At 62.9% G+C, this 22,500-nt stretch carries 18 protein-coding genes and 1 pseudogene; 6 read left to right on the top strand and 13 right to left on the bottom strand.

Features of this window, described 5'->3' with window-relative positions; genetic code table 11:
• Positions 1–47 precede the first annotated feature (47 nt).
• Positions 48–2,039, top strand: a complete 1,992-nt coding sequence (locus FF80_RS18350; RefSeq protein ID WP_035103057.1) for a M23 family metallopeptidase — start codon at positions 48–50, stop codon at positions 2,037–2,039.
• Here the strand turns inward: FF80_RS18350 and FF80_RS18345 are convergent.
• The 8 genes from FF80_RS18345 to FF80_RS18310 all read right to left on the bottom strand — a co-directional run bounded on the left by FF80_RS18345 (position 2,036) and on the right by FF80_RS18310 (position 13,769).
• Positions 2,036–3,520, bottom strand: coding sequence for an MFS transporter (locus FF80_RS18345; protein ID WP_035103054.1), 1,485 nt, complete (start codon positions 3,518–3,520; stop codon positions 2,036–2,038). The genes FF80_RS18350 and FF80_RS18345 overlap by 4 nt on opposite strands.
• 30 nt (positions 3,521–3,550) lie before the next feature.
• A complete protein-coding gene (locus FF80_RS18340; RefSeq protein WP_035103052.1) occupies positions 3,551–3,889 on the bottom strand; it encodes a hypothetical protein in 339 nt (112 codons plus the stop codon).
• 106 nt (positions 3,890–3,995) lie between these two features.
• The gene (gene clpB, locus FF80_RS18335; RefSeq protein ID WP_035103050.1) at positions 3,996–6,602 is read right to left on the bottom strand and encodes an ATP-dependent chaperone ClpB; all 2,607 of its coding nucleotides are present in this window, start codon (positions 6,600–6,602) and stop codon (positions 3,996–3,998) included.
• 242 nt (positions 6,603–6,844) lie between these two features.
• Entirely contained in the window at positions 6,845–7,588 is a 744-nt protein-coding gene (locus FF80_RS18330) for a DUF4167 domain-containing protein (protein ID WP_081917539.1), read from the bottom strand.
• A 346-nt stretch (positions 7,589–7,934) separates the two neighbouring features.
• Positions 7,935–8,885: a HemK/PrmC family methyltransferase gene (locus FF80_RS18325; protein ID WP_280113915.1), complete on the bottom strand. Its 951-nt coding sequence runs from the start codon at positions 8,883–8,885 to the stop codon at positions 7,935–7,937.
• Positions 8,886–8,908: 23 nt separating this feature from the next.
• Positions 8,909–9,985, bottom strand: a complete 1,077-nt coding sequence (gene prfA / locus FF80_RS18320) for a peptide chain release factor 1 (protein WP_035103048.1) — start codon at positions 9,983–9,985, stop codon at positions 8,909–8,911.
• A gap of 179 nt (positions 9,986–10,164) precedes the next feature.
• On the bottom strand, positions 10,165–12,435 hold the full coding sequence (gene ptsP / locus FF80_RS18315) for a phosphoenolpyruvate--protein phosphotransferase (protein WP_035103046.1): 2,271 nt from the start codon (positions 12,433–12,435) through the stop codon (positions 10,165–10,167).
• Positions 12,436–12,503: 68 nt separating this feature from the next.
• A complete protein-coding gene (locus FF80_RS18310; protein WP_035103044.1) occupies positions 12,504–13,769 on the bottom strand; it encodes an aspartate kinase in 1,266 nt (421 codons plus the stop codon).
• A 167-nt stretch (positions 13,770–13,936) separates the two neighbouring features.
• On the opposite strand from FF80_RS18310, the gene ubiG reads away from it, so the two are divergent.
• The 5 genes from ubiG to ilvD all read left to right on the top strand — a co-directional run bounded on the left by ubiG (position 13,937) and on the right by ilvD (position 19,173).
• Positions 13,937–14,674 carry a bifunctional 2-polyprenyl-6-hydroxyphenol methylase/3-demethylubiquinol 3-O-methyltransferase UbiG gene (gene ubiG, locus FF80_RS18305; protein ID WP_035103041.1) on the top strand — a complete coding sequence of 246 codons (738 nt, stop codon included), beginning with the start codon at positions 13,937–13,939 and terminating at the stop codon, positions 14,672–14,674.
• A 29-nt stretch (positions 14,675–14,703) separates the two neighbouring features.
• Positions 14,704–15,144 carry a hypothetical protein gene (locus FF80_RS18300; RefSeq protein ID WP_035103039.1) on the top strand — a complete coding sequence of 147 codons (441 nt, stop codon included), beginning with the start codon at positions 14,704–14,706 and terminating at the stop codon, positions 15,142–15,144.
• A gap of 174 nt (positions 15,145–15,318) precedes the next feature.
• Positions 15,319–15,915: a hypothetical protein gene (locus tag FF80_RS18295; protein WP_152558432.1), complete on the top strand. Its 597-nt coding sequence runs from the start codon at positions 15,319–15,321 to the stop codon at positions 15,913–15,915.
• Positions 15,916–16,025: 110 nt separating this feature from the next.
• Positions 16,026–17,162: an iron-containing alcohol dehydrogenase gene (locus tag FF80_RS18290; RefSeq protein WP_035103037.1), complete on the top strand. Its 1,137-nt coding sequence runs from the start codon at positions 16,026–16,028 to the stop codon at positions 17,160–17,162.
• Between the two features lie 166 nt (positions 17,163–17,328).
• Positions 17,329–19,173 (top strand): dihydroxy-acid dehydratase, encoded by a 1,845-nt coding sequence (ilvD, locus tag FF80_RS18285; RefSeq protein WP_035103035.1) that lies wholly within the window; start codon positions 17,329–17,331, stop codon positions 19,171–19,173.
• Between the two features lie 359 nt (positions 19,174–19,532).
• Here ilvD and FF80_RS18280 read toward each other — a convergent pair whose 3' ends face one another.
• The 5 genes and pseudogenes from FF80_RS18280 to FF80_RS22005 form a co-directional block, all read right to left on the bottom strand.
• Entirely contained in the window at positions 19,533–20,402 is an 870-nt protein-coding gene (locus FF80_RS18280; protein WP_035103033.1) for an aldo/keto reductase, read from the bottom strand.
• Between the two features lie 128 nt (positions 20,403–20,530).
• On the bottom strand, positions 20,531–20,956 hold the full coding sequence (locus tag FF80_RS18275; RefSeq protein ID WP_035103031.1) for a DUF1178 family protein: 426 nt from the start codon (positions 20,954–20,956) through the stop codon (positions 20,531–20,533).
• Positions 20,957–21,013: 57 nt separating this feature from the next.
• Positions 21,014–21,844, bottom strand: a complete 831-nt coding sequence (locus FF80_RS18270; protein WP_035103029.1) for a carbon-nitrogen hydrolase family protein — start codon at positions 21,842–21,844, stop codon at positions 21,014–21,016.
• 119 nt (positions 21,845–21,963) lie between these two features.
• On the bottom strand, positions 21,964–22,218 hold the full coding sequence (grxC, locus tag FF80_RS18265; RefSeq protein WP_035103026.1) for a glutaredoxin 3: 255 nt from the start codon (positions 22,216–22,218) through the stop codon (positions 21,964–21,966).
• A gap of 34 nt (positions 22,219–22,252) precedes the next feature.
• A pseudogene (locus FF80_RS22005) lies at positions 22,253–22,500 on the bottom strand (ComF family protein); the annotation flags it as partial.

Raw genomic sequence — 22,500 nt, 5'->3', positions numbered from 1 at the left:
ATAGCGGAATTGGCGGAGACTTACCGCAACGGACTAAGGATGGGGCGTTGAACGCAGCGCAGAGAAACCGCCATGCCGCCTTGCTCAAGGCCACCGGCTTTGAGGACTGCCCGGCACTGACGGTGCAATCGACCGACGGCGAAATTCCGCATGGGCGCGAGCTGAGCTTCGCCTGGCTGAGCGGCACGGTGATGACCGGGCTGACCAGCGTTCTGTTGATGGGCGCGGCGCTTTACGTATCTTTCCAGGGCCAGGGCAATTTCTCGACCGCCTATGAAGCTCTCCAGCTGGCCGCCCCCAAACGCGAAGCGCAGGCACCCACCGACATCTCGGCCAAATCCGCCCGCATCCGTCCGGTCGCGGCCACCCGCTCCGACCTCGAAGTGATCGAAGCCTCGATCCGCCAGACTGTCGATGGCCGCGATATCATCCGCAACCAGCCTTTCGTGCGCATTCGCGCCACGCTCGCCACCGCCGCTACCGCCTTGTCCGACGATGTGCCCACCTATGATCCGGTGGCCATTCTGAATGCCACCCAGCCCATCGAGTCGGCCAATGCGGTCGAGGTCAATACCGATGTCTATGGTGCGCAGGTCGAGGGCGAAGTCGCGGTCAAGCTCGCGGCCATGCCGGCAAGCTTTGTGCCGCAGGCCACTATTTCCGACCAATCGGCGACCGACTATGTCCGTACCGTGGTTGAATCCACCTTTTATGACGACGCCGCGGCCTCCCCGACGCTGGCCTATGCCGCGCTCGGCCCGAGTGTGCGTGATCTCAACCCCATGCCGGGCGGTGAGGGCAATGTGCTGGGCGGGGTGGCCGAGAATGTCACCATCATGCCCAAGACGACTGTCGCCTCGGACACCACGCTGGGCCGCACCGAGCGCTTCCTGACTATCCGCGAAGTGGGCCCGCTGTCGGACACCCTGGCCAAGAACGGCTTTACCGCCAATCAGATCGCCATGGTCGAGAACACGCTCAAGAATCTCATTCCGGCGACCGGCCTGCCGGCTGGCATCCGGCTGCGCATTCTGTATGGGCCGCTCAATTCCAGTTCGACCAGCCTGGTGCCCTATCGCATGAGCATCTACCGGCCCGACGGCACGAGTGGCGATCCGCATATCGCGACCGTCGCGCTGACCGATACGGGCCAATATGTGGTGGGGCTGGCGCCTGACTTCGTTGCGTTCCCCAAGGAAGATGCCGAGCAGATCAACGTTTCCAATCTCCCCTCGATCTATCGCTCGATCTGGGAGACCGGCCGCAAGCACGATCTGGACGATGACACGATCGAGCGGATCATCGGCATGTTCGCCTATGATGTGGACATGAACAAGCGCATCACCGCTGGCGATTCCATCGAATTGCTGGAATCGGCGCCCGATGCGAGTGGCCGCAAGCAGCTGCTTTATGTCGGGCTGACGCTGGGCTCGACCACGCGCCAGCTCTATCGCTTCGGCACCGATGACGGCATGGTGGATTTCTACGATCCTGATGGCGAGACGGGCAAGCGCTTCCTCACCCGCCGGCCGCTGGAAGGCGGGGGCACGCTGCGCTCGCGCTTCGGCTATCGCATCCACCCCATTTTCCATACGCGCAAGCTCCATACCGGCGTCGATCTGGCTGCCCGAACGGGTACGCCGATCTATGCCTCGGGTGACGGCACGATCCAATTGGCCGGCTGGCAATCGGGCTATGGCAACAAGATCGAAATCAAGCACGTCAATGGCTATGAAACCGCCTATGGCCACATGTCGCGCTTTGCCGATGGCATGAAGCCGGGCGTGCGGGTGCGGCAGGGCCAGGTGATCGGCTTTGTCGGCTCGACCGGCCAATCGACGGGGCCGCATCTGCATTTTGAAATGCATATCAACGGCAACCTGGTCGATCCGCTCAGCGTCAAGCTGCCCAAGGAAAATTCCCTGGCCCAGCGCTATGACGGAAAGTTCAAGGAAACCGTAGCCCAGATCAATGATCTGATGGCGCGCGAGCCTGCTCCGGTGACGGTCGCCAATGCCGATACGGCAGCGGTCCGCTAGGCTCGGGCTGGCAGGTCTTTGCGCTCCAGTGTCAGCCAGGCGATCACTGCTGACAGTAGGCTCAATCCGGCCGTGACATAGGCGATGGCGGCAAAGGCCGCGTCGGTCGCACTCAGGCGCATAGCTTCCTCGGTTTCGGTCAGCCCGCTGGCTGGCAGGCCGAAAAAGATCGGTAATTCGGCGGCACTGCCCAGCGCCCGCTCGAAGACCGAAGCCACCACCAGCCCCAGTAATGCCACCGCCATGAGCCCGGCCACACGAGCCACGGCATTGTTGACGCCCGAGGCGACGCCGGTGTCGTGATCGGCCACCGAGGTCATGACGGCCGTCGAGAGCGGGGAGACGACCAGCCCCATCCCGAGCCCCAAAAGCGCGACACAGGGCAGCACGGCAAACCACACATTATGCAGCGGCGTGGTGATCCCCAGCAAAGCGAAAGCCGCGGCAACGATCAGCGAGCCCAATGCAATCAGGGGCGCCGGGCCGACCATATCAGCCCACCTTCCACTGAACGAGGAGAGGACCGTGAGCAGCACGCCCATGGGCAGCAATGCCAGCGAGACATTGGCCGGGGTCACGCCCCAGCCGCCGATCATGGTCATGGGCAGGAAGAACATGGCCCCGCCCAGCGCGAAATAGAGCGCAAAAGTCAGCCCGTTCGCGCCCGAAAACGCCTTATTGGCAAAGAGCCGTAACGGCAGCATGGGAGACGCAGTACGCGCTTCCCAGACAGCAAAGACGACGCCCAATACCAGCCCGGCGCCGACAAAGGCCGCCATATGCAGCAGGCCCGGCGTGCTTTCGCTGCCATCGCCGGTAAGCCCATAGGCGATCAAGGCCAGGGCGAGCGTGGCCAATGCTGCGCCGGCCACATCGAGCCGCCGCCCGGCTTCGGGCCGGTCCGCATTGACCTTGAACCACAACAAGGCCAGCGCAATGCCGCCCAGCGGCAGGTTGATGGCAAAGACCAATCGCCAGCTCCAATCCCCGAATGCGGTCAAAACGAAGCCGCCAATGATCGGGCCGGCAATGGAGGTGAGCGAGGACGCCGCAGCCCAGATGCCGATGGCCTTGCCGCGTTCCTCGCGCGGATAGGCCTTGGCAATGATGGCCAAGCTGCCCGGCACCATGAAGGCCGCCCCGGCGCCCTGCACAGCCCGCGCCACGACCAGCACCAACGGGCTCGGCGCCAATGCGCAGACCATGGAGGCCAAGACGAACACCACGATGCCCCAGCCGAATGTGGTGCGCAGCCCGAACCGGTCGCCAGCCGCGCCGCCCAGCAGGATCAGCGCCGACAGAAACAGCAGATAGCCATTGGAAATCCATTGCGCATCGGCGAGCGTGGCGCCGAGATCGGCGCGAATGGCCGGGATGGCGATCGAAATCACCGAGCCATCGATAAAGCCCATGCTCGAGGCCAGGATCGCCGCGATCAGCACGAAATGCCGGCTTTGCGGCGCGGCAATATCCTGGCTCATTGGCGGTCCCTCAACCCTTGGATGAACAGCCTATTCCCGCGCAACCCAAACGGCTAGCTCGTTTCCACCCGGCTCGCGGAAGTGGAAGCGCCGGCCGCCGGGAAAATCGAACTGCGCCCGGGTGATGACTCCGCCCGCCTTGATCACCCGCTGCTCGGCCGCATCGAGATCGTCAGTCCGCACGACGGCCATGGTCGCGGCGACCTTGCCACTGCCCTGGTCAACGCCGCCATCAATGCCCGCGTCGTTGAGCCCGTCGTAATCGGGACCATAGCTGGTCATGCCCCAGCCGAAGGCCGCCTGGAAAAACGCGCTGGTCTGCCCCCGATTGGTCGAAGGGAACTCGATGTAATCGATCTTGTCGCTCATTATTATGCTCCTCGCTGTTCTTCATTTGTTCTTGCATACGGAATGCCGTCGCGCAAGAGCCCGCAAAGCAAATGGGCCGGTCTTTCGACCGGCCCATTGCGTGTGATCAGGCGGCGGCATCGGCCGTGGCCGGTCCGCCCGGCAGCAGCACGATGCCCCCATCACTGGCATCGACAACCACATGGGAGCCATCGCTGACCCGGCCGCCCAGGATTTCCTCGGCCAGGCCATCCTGCACGGAACGCTGGATCACCCGCTTGAGCGGACGCGCGCCATAGGCCGGATCATAGCCCTCATGCGCCAGCCATTCGCGAGCCCGCGGCGTCAATTCGAGATTGATGTCGCGATCCTTGAGCAGATGCTGCAACCGCCCGAACTGGATATCGACGATCGAGCCCATATGTTCGCGGCCCAGCCGGTGGAACAGCAGGATCTCGTCGATGCGGTTGAGGAATTCCGGCCGGAACGCCGCCTTAACCATGTCGAGCACTTTGCCGCGTACCAACTCCACCGATTCCCCATCCTTGAGGTCGACCAGATATTCGGCCCCCAGATTGGAGGTAAGGATGATCACCGTATTGCGGAAATCGACCGTGCGGCCCTGCCCGTCCGTGAGCCGCCCATCATCGAGCACTTGCAAGAGGACATTGAACACGTCTGGATGCGCCTTCTCGATCTCGTCGAACAGCACGACCTGATAGGGGCGCCTGCGCACCGCCTCGGTCAGCACGCCGCCTTCGTCATAGCCGACATAGCCCGGAGGGGCGCCGATCAGGCGGGCCACCGAATGCTTTTCCATGAACTCGCTCATGTCGAGCCGCACCATGGCGGTTTCGTCATCGAACAGGAATTGCGCCAGGCTCTTGGTCAGCTCGGTCTTGCCGACGCCGGTCGGCCCCAGGAACATGAACGAGCCGATCGGCCGGTTCGGATCCTGCAGGCCAGCGCGGGAACGGCGCACGGCACGAGCCACGGCGGCCACCGCCTCGGCCTGCCCGATAACGCGGGCGCCCAGCGAAGTCTCCATATGCAGCAGCTTTTCGCGCTCGCCTTCCAGCATCCGGTCCACCGGAATGCCGGTCCAGCGGGACACGACCTGCGCGATATCGCCTGGAGTCACCACTTCGGCCGCCATCAGCGGATCACTGCCATTGGCTTCGTCGGCGTTTCTGATCTTCTTTTCGAGCTCCGGGATGACGCCATAGGCCAGCTCCCCGGCCTTGCCGAGGTCACCCCGCCGCTGGGCGATTTCGAGCTGGCTGCGCGCCGCGTCGAGTTCTTCCTTGAGCTTCTGACTGCCCTGGAGGCGATCCTTCTCCGCCAGCCACTTGGCCGACAGGGTCTGGGCCTGCTCTTCAAGCCCGCCCAATTCGCCTTCGAGCCGCTCGAGCCGGATGCGCGAGCCGTCATCGTCTTCCTTGCGCAGGGCCTCGCGCTCGATCTTGAGCTGCATGATGCGGCGATCAAGTTCGTCCAGCGCCTCGGGCTTGCTGTCGACAGCCATGCGCAACCGCGCCGCCGCCTCGTCCATCAGGTCGATGGCCTTGTCGGGCAGGAAACGGTCGGTGATGTAGCGATTGGACAGGGTCGCCGCGCTCACCAGGGCCGAATCGGAAATCCGGATGCCGTGATGCAGCTCATACTTTTCCTTGAGCCCGCGCAGGATCGAAATGGTGTCTTCCACACTCGGTTCGTCGACAAAGACCGGCTGGAACCGCCGGGCCAGCGCCGCGTCCTTCTCGATATATTTGCGATATTCATCCAGCGTCGTCGCGCCCACGCAATGCAGTTCGCCCCGCGCCAAAGCCGGCTTGAGCAGATTGGACGCGTCCATCGCGCCATCCGACTTGCCGGCCCCGACCAGGGTATGCATTTCGTCGATGAACAGGATGATCTGCCCATCTGAAGAGGTGACTTCGCTCAAAACGCCCTTGAGGCGTTCCTCGAACTCGCCGCGATATTTCGCGCCGGCAATGAGCGAACCCATGTCCAGCGACAGCAGCGACTTGTTCTTGAGACTCTCCGGCACATCGCCATTGACGATGCGGATAGCCAGGCCCTCGGCAATCGCCGTCTTGCCCACGCCGGGCTCGCCAATCAGCACCGGATTGTTCTTGGTGCGGCGGCTCAGCACCTGAATGGTGCGGCGGATTTCCTCGTCGCGGCCAATCACCGGGTCGAGTCTGCCCTCGCGCACATCCTGGGTCAGGTCGCGCGCATATTTCTTGAGCGCATCATAGCTGTTCTCGGCCGATGCCGAATCCGCCGTACGGCCCTTGCGGATCGCCTCGATAGCCGTGTTAAGCCCCTGCGGCGTCACGCCAGCCGAGCTCAAAATCTTGCCCGCATCGGTATCTTTTTCGACAACCAAAGCCAGCAGCAGGCGCTCGACGGTGACATAGCTGTCGCCCGCCTTCTGCGCCGCGCTTTCGGCAGTGTCGAACACGCGCGCAATTTCGCGGCTCAGATAAAGCTGGCTGCCATCGCCCGATACGGATGGAATTTTGGCCAGAGCCGCCTCGACGGCCGCCCGCGCTGCCTTGGGGTCGCCCCCGGCGCGCTCGATCAGCCCATTGGCCATGCCCTGATCGTCGTCAAGCAGCACCTTGAGCAGATGCAATGGCGCAAACTGCTGATGGCCCTTGCCCAGTGCAATGGTCTGCGCGCTCTGGATAAAGCCGCGCGCCCGCTCGGTGTATTTTTCGATATTCATGCAACTCTCCTGATCTCGCCCGCGGCCCGGCCCATCAAAGGCACCGAACACACGGCGGAAGCGTCGTCTGATGAAACGCCCGGACCGGAAGAATGGCAACAAAAGTGGTTTTCACTTTTGTGGTTCGCCATTCGACCAGCTTCAATATCGGCGCTGCTTCATCATGACAGATATATGGGGAGGCCTTTGCAAACGAAAAGGCCGGACATTGCTGCCCGGCCTTGGAAATTGTCAGGTGCGGATTATTCCGCTGCCGTAGCGGCCTTGCCGCCGGTGAGGAAGGCCGGCAATTCGCCGACATCGGGCTGCGGCGCGCCAGCTGGATCGCCGGCATCGCCACCCGCCGGACGGCGGCGGCGCGGACGGCGCGGCTTGCGGGCTTCACCCTCGACCTGTTGTTCGGCTGGTGCTTCACTGTCGCTCTCGGCAGCCGGCTCGGCGGCCAGAGCGGCGATCTGGGGCTGTTCCTGCTGTTCGGGACGCTCCTGGCGGGGGCGTTCCTGACGCGGCCGCTCCTGGCGGTCTCGACGCTGGCGATCGCCGCGATCATTGTTGCGCTCGCCCTGTGGCTGTTGCGGCTGCTCGGCGCGGTCGCCATCGCCCTGCTCGTCGCCGTCACCCTGCTGGCTTGGCTGCTGGATGGGCTGGGGCGAGGCGAAGCGCGAGTTCATCTCGGGCATATCGTCGTCGAAATCGTCGTCCTGGCTCTGCCCATCCGGCCGCTGGCCGCTCTGGGCCTGCTGGGCGGCGGTGACGATGCGGAAATAATGTTCGGCGTGCTGGAGATAGTTCTCCGCCATCACCGAGTCGCCGCTCGATTGCGCATCGCGGGCGAGCTGGAGATATTTCTCCGCAATGTGAGCAGCGTTACCGCGGACCTTTACGTCCGGACCATTGCTCTCGAAATTGCGGGACAACGGGTTGACGTGCTTGCGTCCACCGTTCCGGCTACGCTGCCGGTTCTTATTCTGATTATTGGGTCTCATCTGGTCGCTTTATCTAACTCTAGAAAAATAAGCGTCACACGTCTGGCGGACCGGCATCTGCCTGGTCTGGCCACTCCCTGGCCAAGCTCTCGCTCGGGACATGGGTTCTGTTCTGGCTTCATGAAGACCGACACCGTCGAGCAGCGTCGCCATATAATCCTGACCTATCCTGCGTCGCTCCAGCCTCTGCCGGAACCGCGCTGCACCTTGCAGCCTCAGGAAATGATCGGGTGGCGTGTCGCCGTGGCGCCCATGATGCGCCGTTGACAGCAAGGGCAAACTATATTGTTCGGCCAGTCTTTGCCAGCATTAATTACGCGGCGCGCTTTATCGCCTCGCTGGCTGGTTAAACATGGTGTGCACTGACCACCCGGTCAAGGCCATTGAGGTCTTTGTGAACCACGACCGGACCAAAGCCGGCCGCCTGGAACAGGCCCGCAACCGCCTCGCCCTGATCATACCCGATTTCGACCAGCACGCGCCCGCCCGGCTTGAGCCAGTTGCCAGCCTCCCCGGCAATCACCCGATAGGGCGCCAACCCATCCGGCCCGCCATCCAGCGCCAGGCGGGGATCAAAGTCTCGCACTTCGGGGGCAAGCGTCTCGACGATGGCGGAGGTGATGTAAGGGGGGTTGGAGGTGATGAGGTCGAAGCGCTCTTCACCTCTCCCTTCGGGGGAGAGGTCGACGGCGAAGCCGGCGGGTGAGGGGGCCTTTTCTCGATGCGGTGCAGAGGAAGGCCCCCTCACCCGGCCCTGCGGGCCGACCTCTCCCCCGAAGGGAGAGGTGACGAGCGGCTCGAACCAACTGCCATGCCGAAACCCGATCCGCTCGCTCACCCCATGCCGCTCGGCATTGTTGCGGGCCGCTGCCAATGCCCCGGCGCTCAAATCCGTCGCCACCCCGCTTGCATCCGCGCGATTGACCAGCACCGCAATGGGGATACACCCCGTGCCCGTCCCCAGATCGAGCAGACGCCCGCCTTGGGGCAGCGCATCCAGCGCCATATCGACCAGCAATTCGGTTTCCGGCCGCGGTTCCAGGGTCGCGCCATTGAGCGTAAAGGCCAGGTCATAAAATTCGCGCTCACCGATGATCCGCGCCACCGACTCGCCGGTCAGGCGCCGCTGCATTAATTCCGCGATCCGTTCGGCGGCTCCTGCCTCCACCGGCTCGTTTTCGCGTAGCGCCATATCGAGCGCCGACAATCCCAGCCCATGGCCGGCCAGCAACTTGGCGTCGAGCGCCGGGGAGGCAAAGCCTTGCCGGTCCAAGGCATCGCGCCAGTTGCGCCACAGCGCCCCAATGGTGGGGGTGCCGCTCAGTTGGCCTGCTCCATCGCCGCCAATTGCTCGGCCTGGCTTTCGGTGATCAGCGCTTCGATCAATTCGTCCAGCGCTTCACCCGCAATGACCTTGTCGAGCTTGTAGAGCGTCAGGTTGATGCGGTGATCGGTGACCCGGCCCTGCGGGAAATTATAGGTGCGGATGCGCTCGGACCGGTCGCCCGACCCCACCTGCCCCTTGCGCTCGGCCGAGCGGGCACTATCGCGTTCCTCGCGCTGCATTTCGTAAAGCCGCGAGCGCAGCACCAGCATGGCCTGGGCCCGGTTCTGGTGCTGGCTTTTCATCGCCGAGGTGACGACAAGACCCGAGGGAATATGGGTGATTCGCACCGCCGAATCGGTAGTATTGACGTGCTGCCCGCCCGCGCCCGAGGCGCGCATCGTATCGATGCGGATATCCTCATTGCGGATTTCGATATCGATATCTTCCACTTCCGGCAGCACCGCCACGGTGGCGGCCGAAGTATGGATGCGGCCCGAGCCTTCCGTCGCCGGCACGCGCTGTACGCGATGCACGCCCGATTCAAACTTCATCCGCGCATAAACGCCCTTGCCCGAGACATTGGCGATGATTTCCTTAAAGCCCCCCATCTCGCCGGGGCTTTCTTCCATCACACTGACCTTCCAGCCATGATTGGCGGCATAGCGCTCATACATGCGGAACAGGTCGCCGGCGAACAAAGCGGCCTCGTCGCCGCCGGTGCCGCCGCGGATTTCGAGAATGATCGACTTCTCGTCAGCCTCGTCCTTGGGCAGCAGCAGGATGCGAACGGCCTGGAACAAGGTCTCGATCTTTTCGTCGAGCTCTTCAATCTCCGCCTCAGCCATTTCGGCCAGGTCCTTGTCGCCGCTCTTGAGCAGGTCCTCGGCCTCGGCGCGATCCTTCAGTGCTTTGTTATAGGCGCGGATTTCGCCGACGATCGGCGCGAGTTCGGCATGTTCCTTGCTGAATTTGACGAACTCATCCGGCCCGGCCCCACCCGACAGTGCCGCCTCGACATACTGAAACCGCGTCTCGAGCGCGTCGAGCTTGTCCTGGGGAAGAGATGCCATGAGGAATGCTTTCAAGTCTGGAACAGGCACGCTTTAGGGATAACGCAGCGGGATCGCAAGGGTGTCAGTATCGTGCCACGACCTCGTCCTTCGACAGGCTCAGGATGAGGTCTATTCAAAAACCGCGCGACTAGTAGACCTCATGGTGAGCTTGTCGAACCACGAGGTCGTGGCAAGCGTCACGCCACCGGCAGCCCCTGCGTTTTGATCCACTCTTGCAGCAATTGCCTGATCGTCACGCCATCGGCGCCTTCGCTCAGCGCCGCGCCGACCGATTGCTGAATGGGCTTCAGATCGAGATTGAGCACCATTTCCTTGATCGGCCCGATCGAGGCCGGACCCATGGAGAGCCGCGTCATGCCGATCGCCATCAGCGCCAAGGCCTCGAGCGGTTTGCCGGCCAGCTCGCCACACATGGTGATCGGAATATTGTAGCGCTTGGCCGCTTCCACCACCATGCGGATGGCCCGCAGCCGGGGCAGCGCGATAGGGTCGTAATTCTTGGACACCCGTGGATTGGCCCGGTCCGACGCGGTCAGGAACTGCACCAGATCATTGGAGCCGATCGAGACGAAATCGGCCTCGGGCAGCAATTGATCGAGCTCGAACAGCAGCGATGGCACTTCCACCATTGCCCCCAGTTCCAGCCGCGATGGCGTCGGCTTGCCGGCCCGGCGCAGCCGTTCGATTTCCTTTTGCACCACCATACGGGTCTGCAGGAACTCAAACGTCTCGGTGACCATCGGCACCAATATCTTGAGCGGCCGCCCATTGGCCGCCATCAGCAGCGCGCGGATTTGCGTACGCAACAGGCCCGGCCGGTCCAGTCCCAGCCGGATCGAGCGATAACCCATGGCCGGGTTTTCCTCCTGCGCCGAGCGCAGGTAGGGCAAGACCTTGTCCCCGCCGATATCGAGCAGGCGGAACACCACGGGCCGATCCCCGGCAATGGCCATGGCCTCGGCATAAAGCTCCATCTGCTCGGGCAGGCGCGGCAGGCGCGAGGCGATCATGAATTGCAATTCGGTGCGGAACAGCCCGACGCCAGAGGCGCCGGTGTCGTCCAGCATGGGCAGATCGGCCACCAGCCCCGAATTGTGCAGCAGCGTGATGTCCACGCCATCCTTGGTAATGGAAGGCTTGTCCTTGAGTGCGGCGTAATGCGCCCGGCGCCGGGCCGACACCCGCACCTTGTCGACATAGGCCTGCTCGATATCGGGCGTCGGCCGCAGATGCACGATGCCGGCCGTGCCGTCGATGATGATCTCATCGCCCGTCTCGCACATCGAAACGATCGACTGCGCCTGCCCCACGGCCACCAGCCCCAGCGAACGTGCAACGATGGCCACATGCGCCGTCGCGCCGCCCTCTTCGAGCACGATGCCGCGCAGCTTGGTACGATCATATTCGAGCAGTTCGGCCGGTCCCATATTGCGGGCGACCAGAATGGCGTTTTCGGGCAGTTCCTTGCGCCCCAGCGCGTGGCCGTCGCCGGTCAAGACCCGCAGCAGCCGGTTGGCCAGATCGTCCAGATCGTGCAGCCGGTCGCGAATATAGGGATCGGTCTGTCGCAGCATGCGCGCACGGGTGTCGTTCTGCACCCGCTCGACCGCGGCTTCGGCGGACAGCCCATTGTCGATCGCCTCGGTCAGCCGGTGCACCCAGCCCCGGTCATTGGCGAACATGCGATAGGTTTCCAGAATCTCGCGGTGATCCGAGCTCGGCTGCATATCGCCATGATCGAGCATCGCATCGATCGAGACGCGCATCTTTTCCAACCCCGATTCGAGCCGCAGCTTTTCCTGCTCGGTATCCTCGGCGATGAAATTGGTCACCACGACCCGCGGGTCGTGCAAAACCACGCTACCCAGGGCAATGCCATCGGTGAAGCTGACGCCGGTATACATGCGGGGACGCCTGAGATCGATATCGGAGCCCGGCTTGATCAGATTGTCGAAGTCGGAAGTGGCGATCATCTCGGCCAGGATTGTGGCCGTAGTCAGCATCGCCTCGATTTCGTCCTCGCCATATTTGTGCCGCTCGACATTCTGCACGACGAGCACACCCAGCGTCTGCCCGGCGCGCAGCACCGGCACGCCGAGAAAGGCGAAATAGCGGTCTTCGCCGGTTTCCGGGCGATAGGCAAAGGCGGGATGGCTGGGGGCATCGTCCAGCGATAGCGGTTCGGCTTCGGCCGCGATCAGCCCGACCAGGCCTTCGCCCAGCCGCAGCGTGGTCATGTGAACTGATTCTTTGGCAAGGCCCTTGGTGGCGAACAGTTCCAGCGCGCCGTCATCGCGCAGCACATAGAACGAGCACACATCGGCGCGCATATTTTCGGCGATGAGCGAGACAATCTTGTCGAGCCGCTCCTGGCTCGCCAGGGGCTCCGCCATCGTCTCGCGCAATTGCCGCAGCAGCACCCTCGGGCCGCCTATGGACGTAACCATGCCTTATTGGCGGCCCGCAAAAGCCGCCCCCCTGCTTAAAGGAGCGGCCGAGATCCCCTCAACTGATCTCAGGCGTCCTTCTTGTCCAAACCGTAATAGGTGTGCAAAGCCCGAACCGCAAGCTCAGCATATTGCTCATCGATCAGCACCGAGGTCTTGATTTCCGAAGTGGTGATCAGCTGTATGTTGATGCCCTTGTCGGCCAAAGCCTTGAACATCGAGCTCGCGACGCCCGCGTGGCTGCGCATGCCCACCCCCACCACCGAGACCTTGGCCCCGCCCTTGGAGCCGGAAATCCGCGCATATTCGATGCGGTCGCCCGCATCTTTCAGCGTCTTGATCGCCCGGTCATATTCGCTGTCGGGCACGGTAAAGGTGATGTCCGTGGTCGCCCCGTCATCGGCAATGTTCTGCACGATCATGTCGACGATAATGCCCTGGTCGGCCAGCGTGCCGAAAATGGCGGCGGCGACACCGGGATTGTCCTTGACGTCGCGCAGGGTGATCTTGGCTTCCGCCTTGGCGAGCGTCACGCCCGAAACGATCTGCTTTTCCATGATCTCTTCCTCATCGCATACCAGTGTGCCGGGAACGCCCGGGCTCCCGTCCGGCGCCAGCTGCGGCGCGTCCGGGTCATCAAAGGTCGACCGGACCAAGAGGCGCACCTTATGCGCCATGGCCATTTCCACCGAGCGGATCATCAGCACCTTGGCGCCGAGCGACGCCATTTCCAGCATTTCCTCAAAGGAGATCTTGGTCAGCCGCTGCGCCTTGGGCACGATACGCGGGTCGGTCGTGTAGACACCGTCCACATCGGTATAGATATCGCAGCGATCCGCCTTGATCGCGGCAGCCACCGCCACCGCCGAGGTGTCCGAGCCGCCCCGGCCAAGCGTCGTCACGCGGCCATGCGGGGAAATGCCCTGGAACCCGGTGATCACCGGCACCCAGCCATCCCCAAGGCGCTTGTTCAGTTCGGTCGGGTCGATCTCGGTGATCCGCGCCGCACCATGCGCGTCATCGGTATGGATCGGCACCTGCCAGCCGGCGAAAGAGCGGGCCTGGATACCCATTTCGCTCAGCACAATGGCCATCAGCCCCGCAGTCACCTGTTCGCCCGAAGCAACGACGGCGTCATATTCACGCGCATCATGCAGCGGGCTGGCTTCATTGACCCAGCCGACCAGCTCATTGGTCTTGCCCGACATGGCCGAGACGACGACCGCCACCTCGTTGCCGGCTTCGACTTCGCGCTTCACATGGCGCGCGGCCTGGCGAATACGTTCGACAGTGGCCACTGATGTGCCACCGAACTTGACGACTATGCGGGCCAAGACCCCTACCCCGTTCCTCCGGCAGAACCCGCCGGTACGCTCTGAATGCGGGCCGGGACATACGACAAAGCAGGGGCGCGATCAACTGCGATCGCTCACCTGCGACCCCGCGCGCCTTGCCTGCCACACGCCGAACAGGGCATATGGAGGCCAAACGGAGCCGCGCCATGACCCAGACCACGATCAACGACGCCGAGATCGCCAAGTTTACCGCGATGGCCGAGGAGTGGTGGGATCCCAAGGGCAAGTTCAAGCCGCTGCACAAGTTCAGCCCGGTGCGCCTGGCCTATATCCGCGATCACCTGCTGACCCGTTTCGGCCGCGATGGCGGCGCCATGCGCCCGTTCGAGGGCCTGACCATCCTCGATGTCGGTTGCGGCGGCGGCCTGCTATGCGAGCCGCTGGCCCGGTTGGGCGCGACAGTCACGGGAATTGACGCGGCCGAGCGCAATATCACCATTGCCAGGCTGCATGCCGAGCAATCGGGCCTCGATATCGACTACCGGACGACGACTAGCGAAGCCCTCGCCGCCAAGGGCGAAACATACGACATGGTCCTCAACATGGAAGTGGTCGAGCATGTCGACAATGTGCCGCTCTACATGAAAAGCTGCGCCGACCTGGTCAAGCCGGGCGGTCTGATGCTGACCGCCACGCTCAACCGCACCGCCCGCGCCTATGCCCTGGCCATTATCGGCGCCGAACGTGTGCTGCGCTGGCTGCCGGTGGGCACTCACGACTGGAACAAATTCCTCACCCCCGAAGAGATCAAGGCGCTGCTGACCCGCAATGGGCTCAAGGTCACCGGGGAGACCGGGGTGGTCTATCACCCCCTGGCCGATGAATGGCGCGCCTCGCGCGACATGGGCGTCAATTACATGATCATGGCCGAGCGGCCTTCGTGACATCAAGTTCGCTCACCCGGGGAGATTTCATGCGCATCCTTGCTGCCATGCTGCTGCTGGCCCTTGCCGCAGGCCCCGCCCTTGCCCAGACCGAGGACGACGTCTTTGCCGCTCTTGAAGGCGTCTATGGCATCGAAGCGGCGGGCAATTTCGACGCCTATTTCACCGCCCTCACCACCGCCTTTGCCGAGGGCGACAGCCAGACGCTGGCGGACATGGGCAGCTACCCCTTCGAGGTCGCCGCCAATGGCGAGCTTTACGACATCTTCACGCCGCAGGATTTCACCGGCAATTTCGACGCCCTGCTGCTGCCCGAAACCATCGAAGCTATCGCCAACCAGGATTACGCCGGCCTGATTGTCACCGGTGAAGGCGTGGGCTTTGCCAATGGCGCTCTGTGGCTCGCCAATGTCTGCGCCGATGAGAGCTGCACCACCAGCGATTGGCTGATCACCCGCATCAATAACTGACGCGCAGGACGGTGTTGCAAAAAGTCCGCTCACCAAGCGCGGTCCGTGGCTTTAGTGTGCCTCAATCGAATATCCGCCCCACACTAGACACATTTTTTTAATGTGGTGCGGCCACCTTGGCATGCTGGCGCGAGCGCCTGCCCGCCATGCCGTCACCAGTCTGGAATTTCCGTAGTGTTGAAGATAGTTCTGCCCCTGGCCTGTGCTCTGCTGGCATGTGTCGCTCCTGTTGCTCAAGCCCAAGAAGCGACCGACTCTGTCGAACGCAACGTATTCGTCATGGGCGGACCGTTTTCGGATGGCTATTTCGGGGACACGCTGGCCTTCTGGAACGTCAACTATGAGAGCAATTTCTTCGTTGGCATGGGCTATCAGCAATTCTTCCACCAGGTCCCACGGGGACTCAAATTCGGTGTCGAAGCCGGTTTCGGCGCTCGCCTGGGCGATAAGAGCTCGGCCGAGGCATGGGCCGGCGCCGTGATCCGCTATGATGGTTGGCAGCTGGGCGATTTCACCATCGCCACATCGATCACGGGGGGCTTCTCCGTGGTGACCGGCCTGATCGGCGCCGAAGCGACGCGCGCCGAGCAGAATGGCGAGGATGGCGCGCCCTTCCTCTATTATCTCGGCCCCGAAATCGCCATTTCGCACGCTGCGGCGCCCAATTGGGAAGTGCTGGGCCGCATCCAGCACCGTTCCGGCGGCTTCAGCACGATCGCCAATCTCGACGGCTCCAACGCCGCCACCCTGGGCCTGCGCTACAAGTTCTAGGACGCCCAGGACGAGGCTGGCGCGTGATCACTGCCCGATCAAAGGCGGGGCATCGCGCCGGTCACCACTTCCTTGGGAATAGCAATTAGGAATATCTGAGGGAGGCCGTTTTGGGTTTGATCAACTATGTGACCAGGGTCCAGTTCGGCTTTGGTGCGCTCGAAACGGTCAATGAGGAGCTCAAGCTGGCCGGCATTGCCCGCCCGTTCATCGTGACAGACAAGGGCGTTCGCGGCCTGGGCCTTATCGACCAGCTGACCGCCATTCTCAGCACTCCTCCCGCCGGAATTTATGACGAAACGCCGGGCAATCCCAATGAAGCCGCAGTCCGGGCCGCCACGGCCCTGTTTCGGCAGGCCGGAGCCGACGGCATTGTTGCGATCGGTGGCGGCTCCTCGCTCGATCTGGCCAAGGCGGTCGCAGTCATGGCGGCCCATGAGGGTGCCCTAAAGATATTTGCGGCAATCGAAGGCGGGCTCGAAAAAATCACCGCCCGAACCTTCCCCACAATCGCCATCCCCACCACCGCCGGCACCGGGAGCGAAGTCGGCCGTGGCGCCATCCTGATCCTCGATGACGGGCGCAAAGTGGGCCTGCTCTCACCCTATCTGGTGCCAAGAGCCGCCATTGTCGATCCGGCGCTCACACTCAGCCTGCCCCCCATGCTGACCGCGGCAACCGGCATGGATGCGATCTCGCATTGCATCGAGACCTATCTCGCGCCCTCCTTTAACCCGCCGGCCGATGGCATAGCGCTTGAAGGCCTGCGTCGAAGCTGGGCCAATATCCGTGTGGCAAGCGAGAACCCGGATAATCGGGATGCGCGCGCCAATATGGCGATTGCCGCAACCATGGGAGCGATGGCCTTCCAGAAGGGGCTGGGCTGCGTTCACAGTCTGAGCCACGCGCTGGGCGGCATCAATCCTCGCCTGCACCATGGCACGCTGAACGCCATCTTCATGCCCGCCGTGTTGCGCTTCAACCGCGCGGCGCCGGCCTCGATTGCCCAAGACAAGTTTACCCGGATCGCATTGGCCATGGGGCTAGGGTCATCCGATGCCGTGGAATCGGAAATCACCGATATGACGCGGGCCATCGGCCTGCCGGCAAGATTGTCGGAGCTGGGCGTAACACGCGACCTGTTTGACCGGATCGTTGCCGGCGCCCTGGCCGACCACAGTCATAAAACCAACCCGCGCGAGGCCTCTGGCGAAGACTATCTCGCCATGCTGGAAGCCTCGTTTTGAGCCAAAAGCCTTTGAACTCCCCGCCCAGGCCCCACCACCCCGCCAACACACTCTCGCAAACCGTACCGTACGGTACGGTACGGTTTTTTATTGATCCTGCCCTGGAATGGGTCTAAAGAACATCAACCACCGTCGGCCCAACCGGCGCCAAGCCCGAGGAAGTGTCATGCCTGCCTATCGTTCCCGCACCACCACCCATGGCCGCAACATGGCCGGCGCCCGCGGGCTCTGGCGGGCAACGGGCATGAAGGATGGCGATTTCGGCAAGCCCATCATCGCCGTGGTCAATAGCTTCACCCAATTCGTGCCCGGCCACGTCCACCTCAAGGACCTGGGTCAGCTCGTGGCGCGCGAAATCGAAGCGGCCGGCGGCGTCGCCAAGGAATTCAACACCATCGCGGTCGATGACGGCATCGCCATGGGTCATGATGGCATGCTCTATTCCCTGCCCAGCCGCGACCTGATCGCCGACTCGGTGGAATATATGGTCAACGCGCACTGCGCCGACGCCATGGTCTGCATTTCCAATTGCGACAAGATCACCCCCGGCATGCTGAACGCTGCCATGCGCATCAATATCCCCGTGGTCTTCGTCTCGGGCGGCCCGATGGAAGCCGGCAAGGCCATGCTCAAGGGCAAGCTGCAGGCGCTTGATCTGGTCGATGCCATGGTGATGGCCGCTGACGATCACTATACCGATGCGGAAGTGCAGGCCGTCGAAGAAGCCGCCTGCCCCACTTGCGGCTCCTGCTCGGGCATGTTTACCGCCAATTCGATGAACTGTCTCACCGAAGCGCTCGGCCTCAGCCTGCCCGGCAACGGCTCGACGCTGGCCACGCATTCCGATCGCAAGCGCCTGTTCCAGGAAGCCGGTCACCTCATCGTCGACATCACCAAGCGCTGGTACGAGCAGGACGACGCCTCCGTGCTGCCCCGCTCCATCGCCACCAAGGCCGCATTCGAAAACGCCATGGCACTCGATATTTCCATGGGCGGCTCGACCAATACCGTGCTGCACATCCTGGCCGCTGCCCATGAAGGCGGCGTCGATTTCACCATGGACGACATCAACAAGCTCAGCCTGAAAGTGCCGGTGCTCTCCAAGGTCGCGCCCGCCAAATCGGACGTGCATATGGAAGACGTGCATCGTGCCGGCGGCATTTTCGCCATTCTGGGCCAGCTCGATCGCGCCGGCCTGATCAACCGCGGTGAACCCACGGTTCACGCGGCAACCATGGGCGACGCCATCGACAAGTGGGACATTTCACGCACCAATTCGGAATCCGTGCGCAACTTCTACATGGCCGCTCCCGGCGGCGTGCGCACCACCCAGGCGTTTTCGCAGTCCAACCGCTGGGCCGAACTTGATCTGGACCGCCAGAATGGCGTCATCCGCTCGGCCGAAAACCCCTTCTCCAAGGATGGGGGCCTGGCCGTGCTCAAGGGCAATATCGCCATTGACGGCTGCATCGTGAAAACCGCGGGCGTCGATGACTCGATCCTCAAATTTACCGGCCCGGCCCGCGTCTTCGAGAGCCAGGACGACAGTGTCAAGGCGATCCTCTCCAACCAGATCAAGGAAGGTGACGTCCTCGTCATCCGCTACGAAGGCCCGCGCGGCGGTCCCGGCATGCAGGAAATGCTCTACCCAACGAGCTATCTCAAATCCAAGGGCCTGGGCAAAGCCTGCGCTCTGCTTACCGATGGCCGCTTTTCCGGCGGCACATCGGGCCTTTCCATCGGCCACGTTTCGCCGGAAGCCGCCGAAGGTGGCACGATTGGCCTGGTCCGTGAAGGCGACACGATCGAGATCGACATCCCCAACCGCACCATCACCCTGCTGGTCACCGATGACGAGCTGACCCAGCGCCGCCACGATCAGGACCAGCTTGGCTGGAAGCCCGCCCATCCGCGCAAGCGCAACGTGACCCAGGCCCTGCGCGCCTACGCCGCCTTCGCCACCTCGGCCGCCCGCGGCGCAGTGCGCGACCTCGGCAAGCTGGATTTCTAGATCATCGACTGAAAAGGCCCCTGAACTAGGTTCGGGAGCCTTTTCACGACATTTGCGTGACAAGCCATCTGACCCGTGCTAGAGGCTCGCCCAGCCCTCGAGCGGTCTGCCAAGATTGCTCGTTGGTCAGGTTCGATAGCGGGGATTCCACCCTCCCTATCGAACCGACCTAATTCCCCAAATCATCGATAGCTGCAACAGCTGCTTTGCTCACCCAAACGAGCAAGGCCGGCAACGCATTGCGCTGCCGGCCTTGTGTAAAAGACCTTGTCGAACCACGGGGTCGACCGAGTGGAGCCCTTTGTGCCGCGACCTCGTCCTTCGGCAAGCTCAGGATGAGGCCCGACTAAAGCTCCTGATCAGCCCTTGCTGGCTACAGCGTCCAGCGTGGCAAAGTCTTCGTCGCTGAGTTGGATTCCGGCGGCAGCGACATTGTCTTCCAGATGCTTGACCTTACCGGTGCCCGGAATGGGCAGCATGACCGGGCTGCGCTTGAGCAGCCAGGCCAGCGCGATCTGGCTGGGCGAAGCATTGTGCTTGGCGACGATCGCCTTGGCCTCGGCATGGCCCTCGACCAGATCACCCCCGGCCAGCGGGAACCACGGAATGAAACCGATGCCCTGCTGCTCGCAATAGTCCAGCACATCCTCACTCTCGCGATTGGCGAAATTGTAGAGGTTCTGAACCGTGGTGACCTTGAAGTATTTCTGCGCTTCCTTGATCTCGGCCACGCTCACCTGGCTGAGACCGGCATGGCGGATAATGCCTTCCTTTTGCAGCTCGGCAATGGTCTCGAACTGCTCGCGGGCGGGCACCTTGGGGTCGATGCGATGCAATTGCCACAGATCGATCCGCTCGATTTTGAGCCGGCGCAGGCTCAGGATCGCGCCCTGGCGCAGAAATTCGGGCCGTCCCAGTTGCGGCCATTCATTTGGCCCGGTGCGGGTCAGCCCGCCCTTGGTGGCGACGATGGTGCCCTTGGCATAGGGCGCCAGCACCTCCCCGATCAGCTCTTCGCTGATATAGGGGCCGTAGCTTTCCGCCGTATCGATGAAATCGACATTGAGATCAGGCAGGCGCCGCAGCGTGGCCTTGGCCTCCTCGACATCGGCGGGCGGTCCCCAGATGCCGGGGCCGGTAATGCGCATCGCGCCAAAGCCGAGCCGGTTGACCTTGAGGTCCCCGCCAATGGCAAAGCTGCCTGAAAGAGCTGCGTCAAGTTTGGTCATTTTGAAGTCTCCGCGTGAATGCGCCAGGACGGCGCCGGAAGGGTAGGCAGCATCGTTGTGATGCCGGCACGACCTCGCCCTTTGACAGGCTCGGGTGAGGTCTGTGTTCGCTCTAGGCGCCGATGGCGCTAATTGTGTTCTTCAGGCAGGTCCGGCAGGGGCATGAATTCAATGCCCTCTTCGGCTAGTGCAACCACCTCGTCGCGCGTGGCCTCGCCATAAATGCCGCGCGCCTCGGCTTCCTCGAAATGGATCTTGCGCGCTTCTTCGGCAAATTTGTCGCCGACATAATCGGCCTCGCTCATCACCTTCTGGCGGTAGGCGCGCAGCAGTTCGCGGAACTTGGCCGCTTCGGGATGGCTGGAGCTGAGGGATATCTTTTGCTGGTCGGTACGCGCCACAGCCGGCGCCATCGGCGCCTTGCTGATCTTGTCCGAGCCGCATATGGCACAGCTTACAATGCCGCGCGCCTGCTGCTCATCGAACGCCGCCGCATTCCTGAACCACGCGTCATAGTGGTGGCCCTTGTCGCAATTGAGGGAATACTGAATCACAGAACCGTCCTTGGCGCCTGCGCGGCGCCCGTCTGTTCAATGATATAGGTCATGCATTTAGTCCTGCAATGCACCAGGCACTGCAAAATTGCGCGCATTGGCCAAAGCCGGAATACGCTCCCGCACATCCGCCACCAGGTCAGGCGTAATATCGGCCAGCAACACGCCCGGCTCGTCATGCGCCAGCAGCGCCACGATCCGCCCCCAGGGATCGATCACGATGGAGTGCCCATAAGTCGCCCGGCCATTTTCGTGCTGCCCGCCCTGCGCCGCCGCAATGACATAGGAGCCTGTCTCGATGGCCCGCGCCCGCAGCAGCACTTCCCAATGCGCCTGTCCCGTCGGCACGGTGAAGGCCGCCGGCACCGCAATCAGCGTCGCGCCCGCATTGGCCAGCGCGTTGTAGAGCCTGGGGAAGCGCATGTCGTAGCAGATGGAAAAGCCGAGGGTGAATTCTCCCAACGGCGCCGTCACTGCCGCCTCGCCGCCCCTATAGGTGGTGCTTTCCCTATAGGCATTGAGCCCGGCAATATCGGCGTCGAACAGATGGATCTTGTCGTAGATCGCGACGATGGCCCCGTCGGGCCCGAACAGCACACTGCGATTGGCAAAGCGCCCATCTTCAAGCGGCACGGCAAGCGAACCGATATGGATATGAATGCCATGTCGCCGCGCCAGCGCCCCCACCCGAGCCAATTGCCTATGCCCCTCGAACGGCGCCGCCACCTTGGCCAGCCCCTCGCGATTCTCCGCAAAGATCATGGTGACTTCGGGCGTCAGCACATAGGTTGCGCCCGCCGCGGCCGCCTCGGCGATCATGGGTTCAAGCGCAGCAAGATTGGCATCGGGGTCCATCCCCGAGCGCATCTGAATGGCAGCGATTTTCATTTTTTTGGTTCCGGAGCGCCACGACCTCGTCCTGCGACAGGCTCAGGATGAGGTCTGCTGAGGGCGACAATGTAAAAATAGACCTCATGGTGAGCTTGTCGAACCACGAGGTCGTCGCATTAGTCCGCCAGCAACGGGTCCAGCCCGCCCTGCCGGTCAAGTGCGGCCATATCGTCATAGCCGCCCACATGGGTTTCCCCGATGAAGATCTGCGGCACGGTGCGCCGGCCATGGGCGCGCTCGGTCATGGCCGCACGCAGATCGGGGTCGAGCACCGTGATCTCGGTATAATCCACGCCCTTGTCGCTCAGCAGCGCCTTGGCGGCGTGGCAATAGGGACAGGTTGGGGTAGTGTAGATCTCGATCTTGCTCATCTGCGCTCTCCGAAAGCTGCGGCGGGTTCTCTCACTATATGGGCATTTCCGCCGTGATCACAACGCGCGCAAAACTCATCACGTCGATATGTGCAACGCCGCCTTTCCTGCTCGCCCGTACCAGGGCCTTGCAGGCTGCCCCGGCGGTATAGACATCGCCGATAAGAACCAGGCGCCGCCCCGCCCGCCGCGCCAGCCGTACGATATCCACGGCAAAGGCTCCCGCCACCTCTGGGGGCCGCCCATCCCTGCCCCGCCCGTCCTCATTGCTGGCTTTCCCGC

The sequence above is a fragment of the Devosia sp. LC5 genome, assembly GCF_000735585.1.
Classification (GTDB): domain Bacteria; phylum Pseudomonadota; class Alphaproteobacteria; order Rhizobiales; family Devosiaceae; genus Devosia.
This window is presented reverse-complemented; position numbering and strand designations above follow the sequence as displayed.

Excerpts from the sequence above, each read along its gene's own strand:
- FF80_RS18280 (WP_035103033.1), bottom strand. The coding sequence starts at position 20,402 with ATGACCAAACTTGACGCAGCTCTTTCAGGCAGCTTTGCCATTGGCGGG.
- FF80_RS18330 (WP_081917539.1), bottom strand. The coding sequence starts at position 7,588 with ATGAGACCCAATAATCAGAATAAGAACCGGCAGCGTAGCCGGAACGGT.
- grxC (WP_035103026.1), bottom strand. The coding sequence starts at position 22,218 with ATGAGCAAGATCGAGATCTACACTACCCCAACCTGTCCCTATTGCCAC.
- FF80_RS18345 (WP_035103054.1), bottom strand. The coding sequence starts at position 3,520 with ATGAGCCAGGATATTGCCGCGCCGCAAAGCCGGCATTTCGTGCTGATC.
- FF80_RS18270 (WP_035103029.1), bottom strand. The coding sequence starts at position 21,844 with ATGAAAATCGCTGCCATTCAGATGCGCTCGGGGATGGACCCCGATGCC.
- ubiG (WP_035103041.1), top strand. The coding sequence starts at position 13,937 with ATGACCCAGACCACGATCAACGACGCCGAGATCGCCAAGTTTACCGCG.
- ptsP (WP_035103046.1), bottom strand. The coding sequence starts at position 12,435 with ATGGTTACGTCCATAGGCGGCCCGAGGGTGCTGCTGCGGCAATTGCGC.
- prfA (WP_035103048.1), bottom strand. The coding sequence starts at position 9,985 with ATGGCATCTCTTCCCCAGGACAAGCTCGACGCGCTCGAGACGCGGTTT.
- clpB (WP_035103050.1), bottom strand. The coding sequence starts at position 6,602 with ATGAATATCGAAAAATACACCGAGCGGGCGCGCGGCTTTATCCAGAGC.
- FF80_RS18300 (WP_035103039.1), top strand. The coding sequence starts at position 14,704 with ATGCGCATCCTTGCTGCCATGCTGCTGCTGGCCCTTGCCGCAGGCCCC.
- FF80_RS18340 (WP_035103052.1), bottom strand. The coding sequence starts at position 3,889 with ATGAGCGACAAGATCGATTACATCGAGTTCCCTTCGACCAATCGGGGG.
- ilvD (WP_035103035.1), top strand. The coding sequence starts at position 17,329 with ATGCCTGCCTATCGTTCCCGCACCACCACCCATGGCCGCAACATGGCC.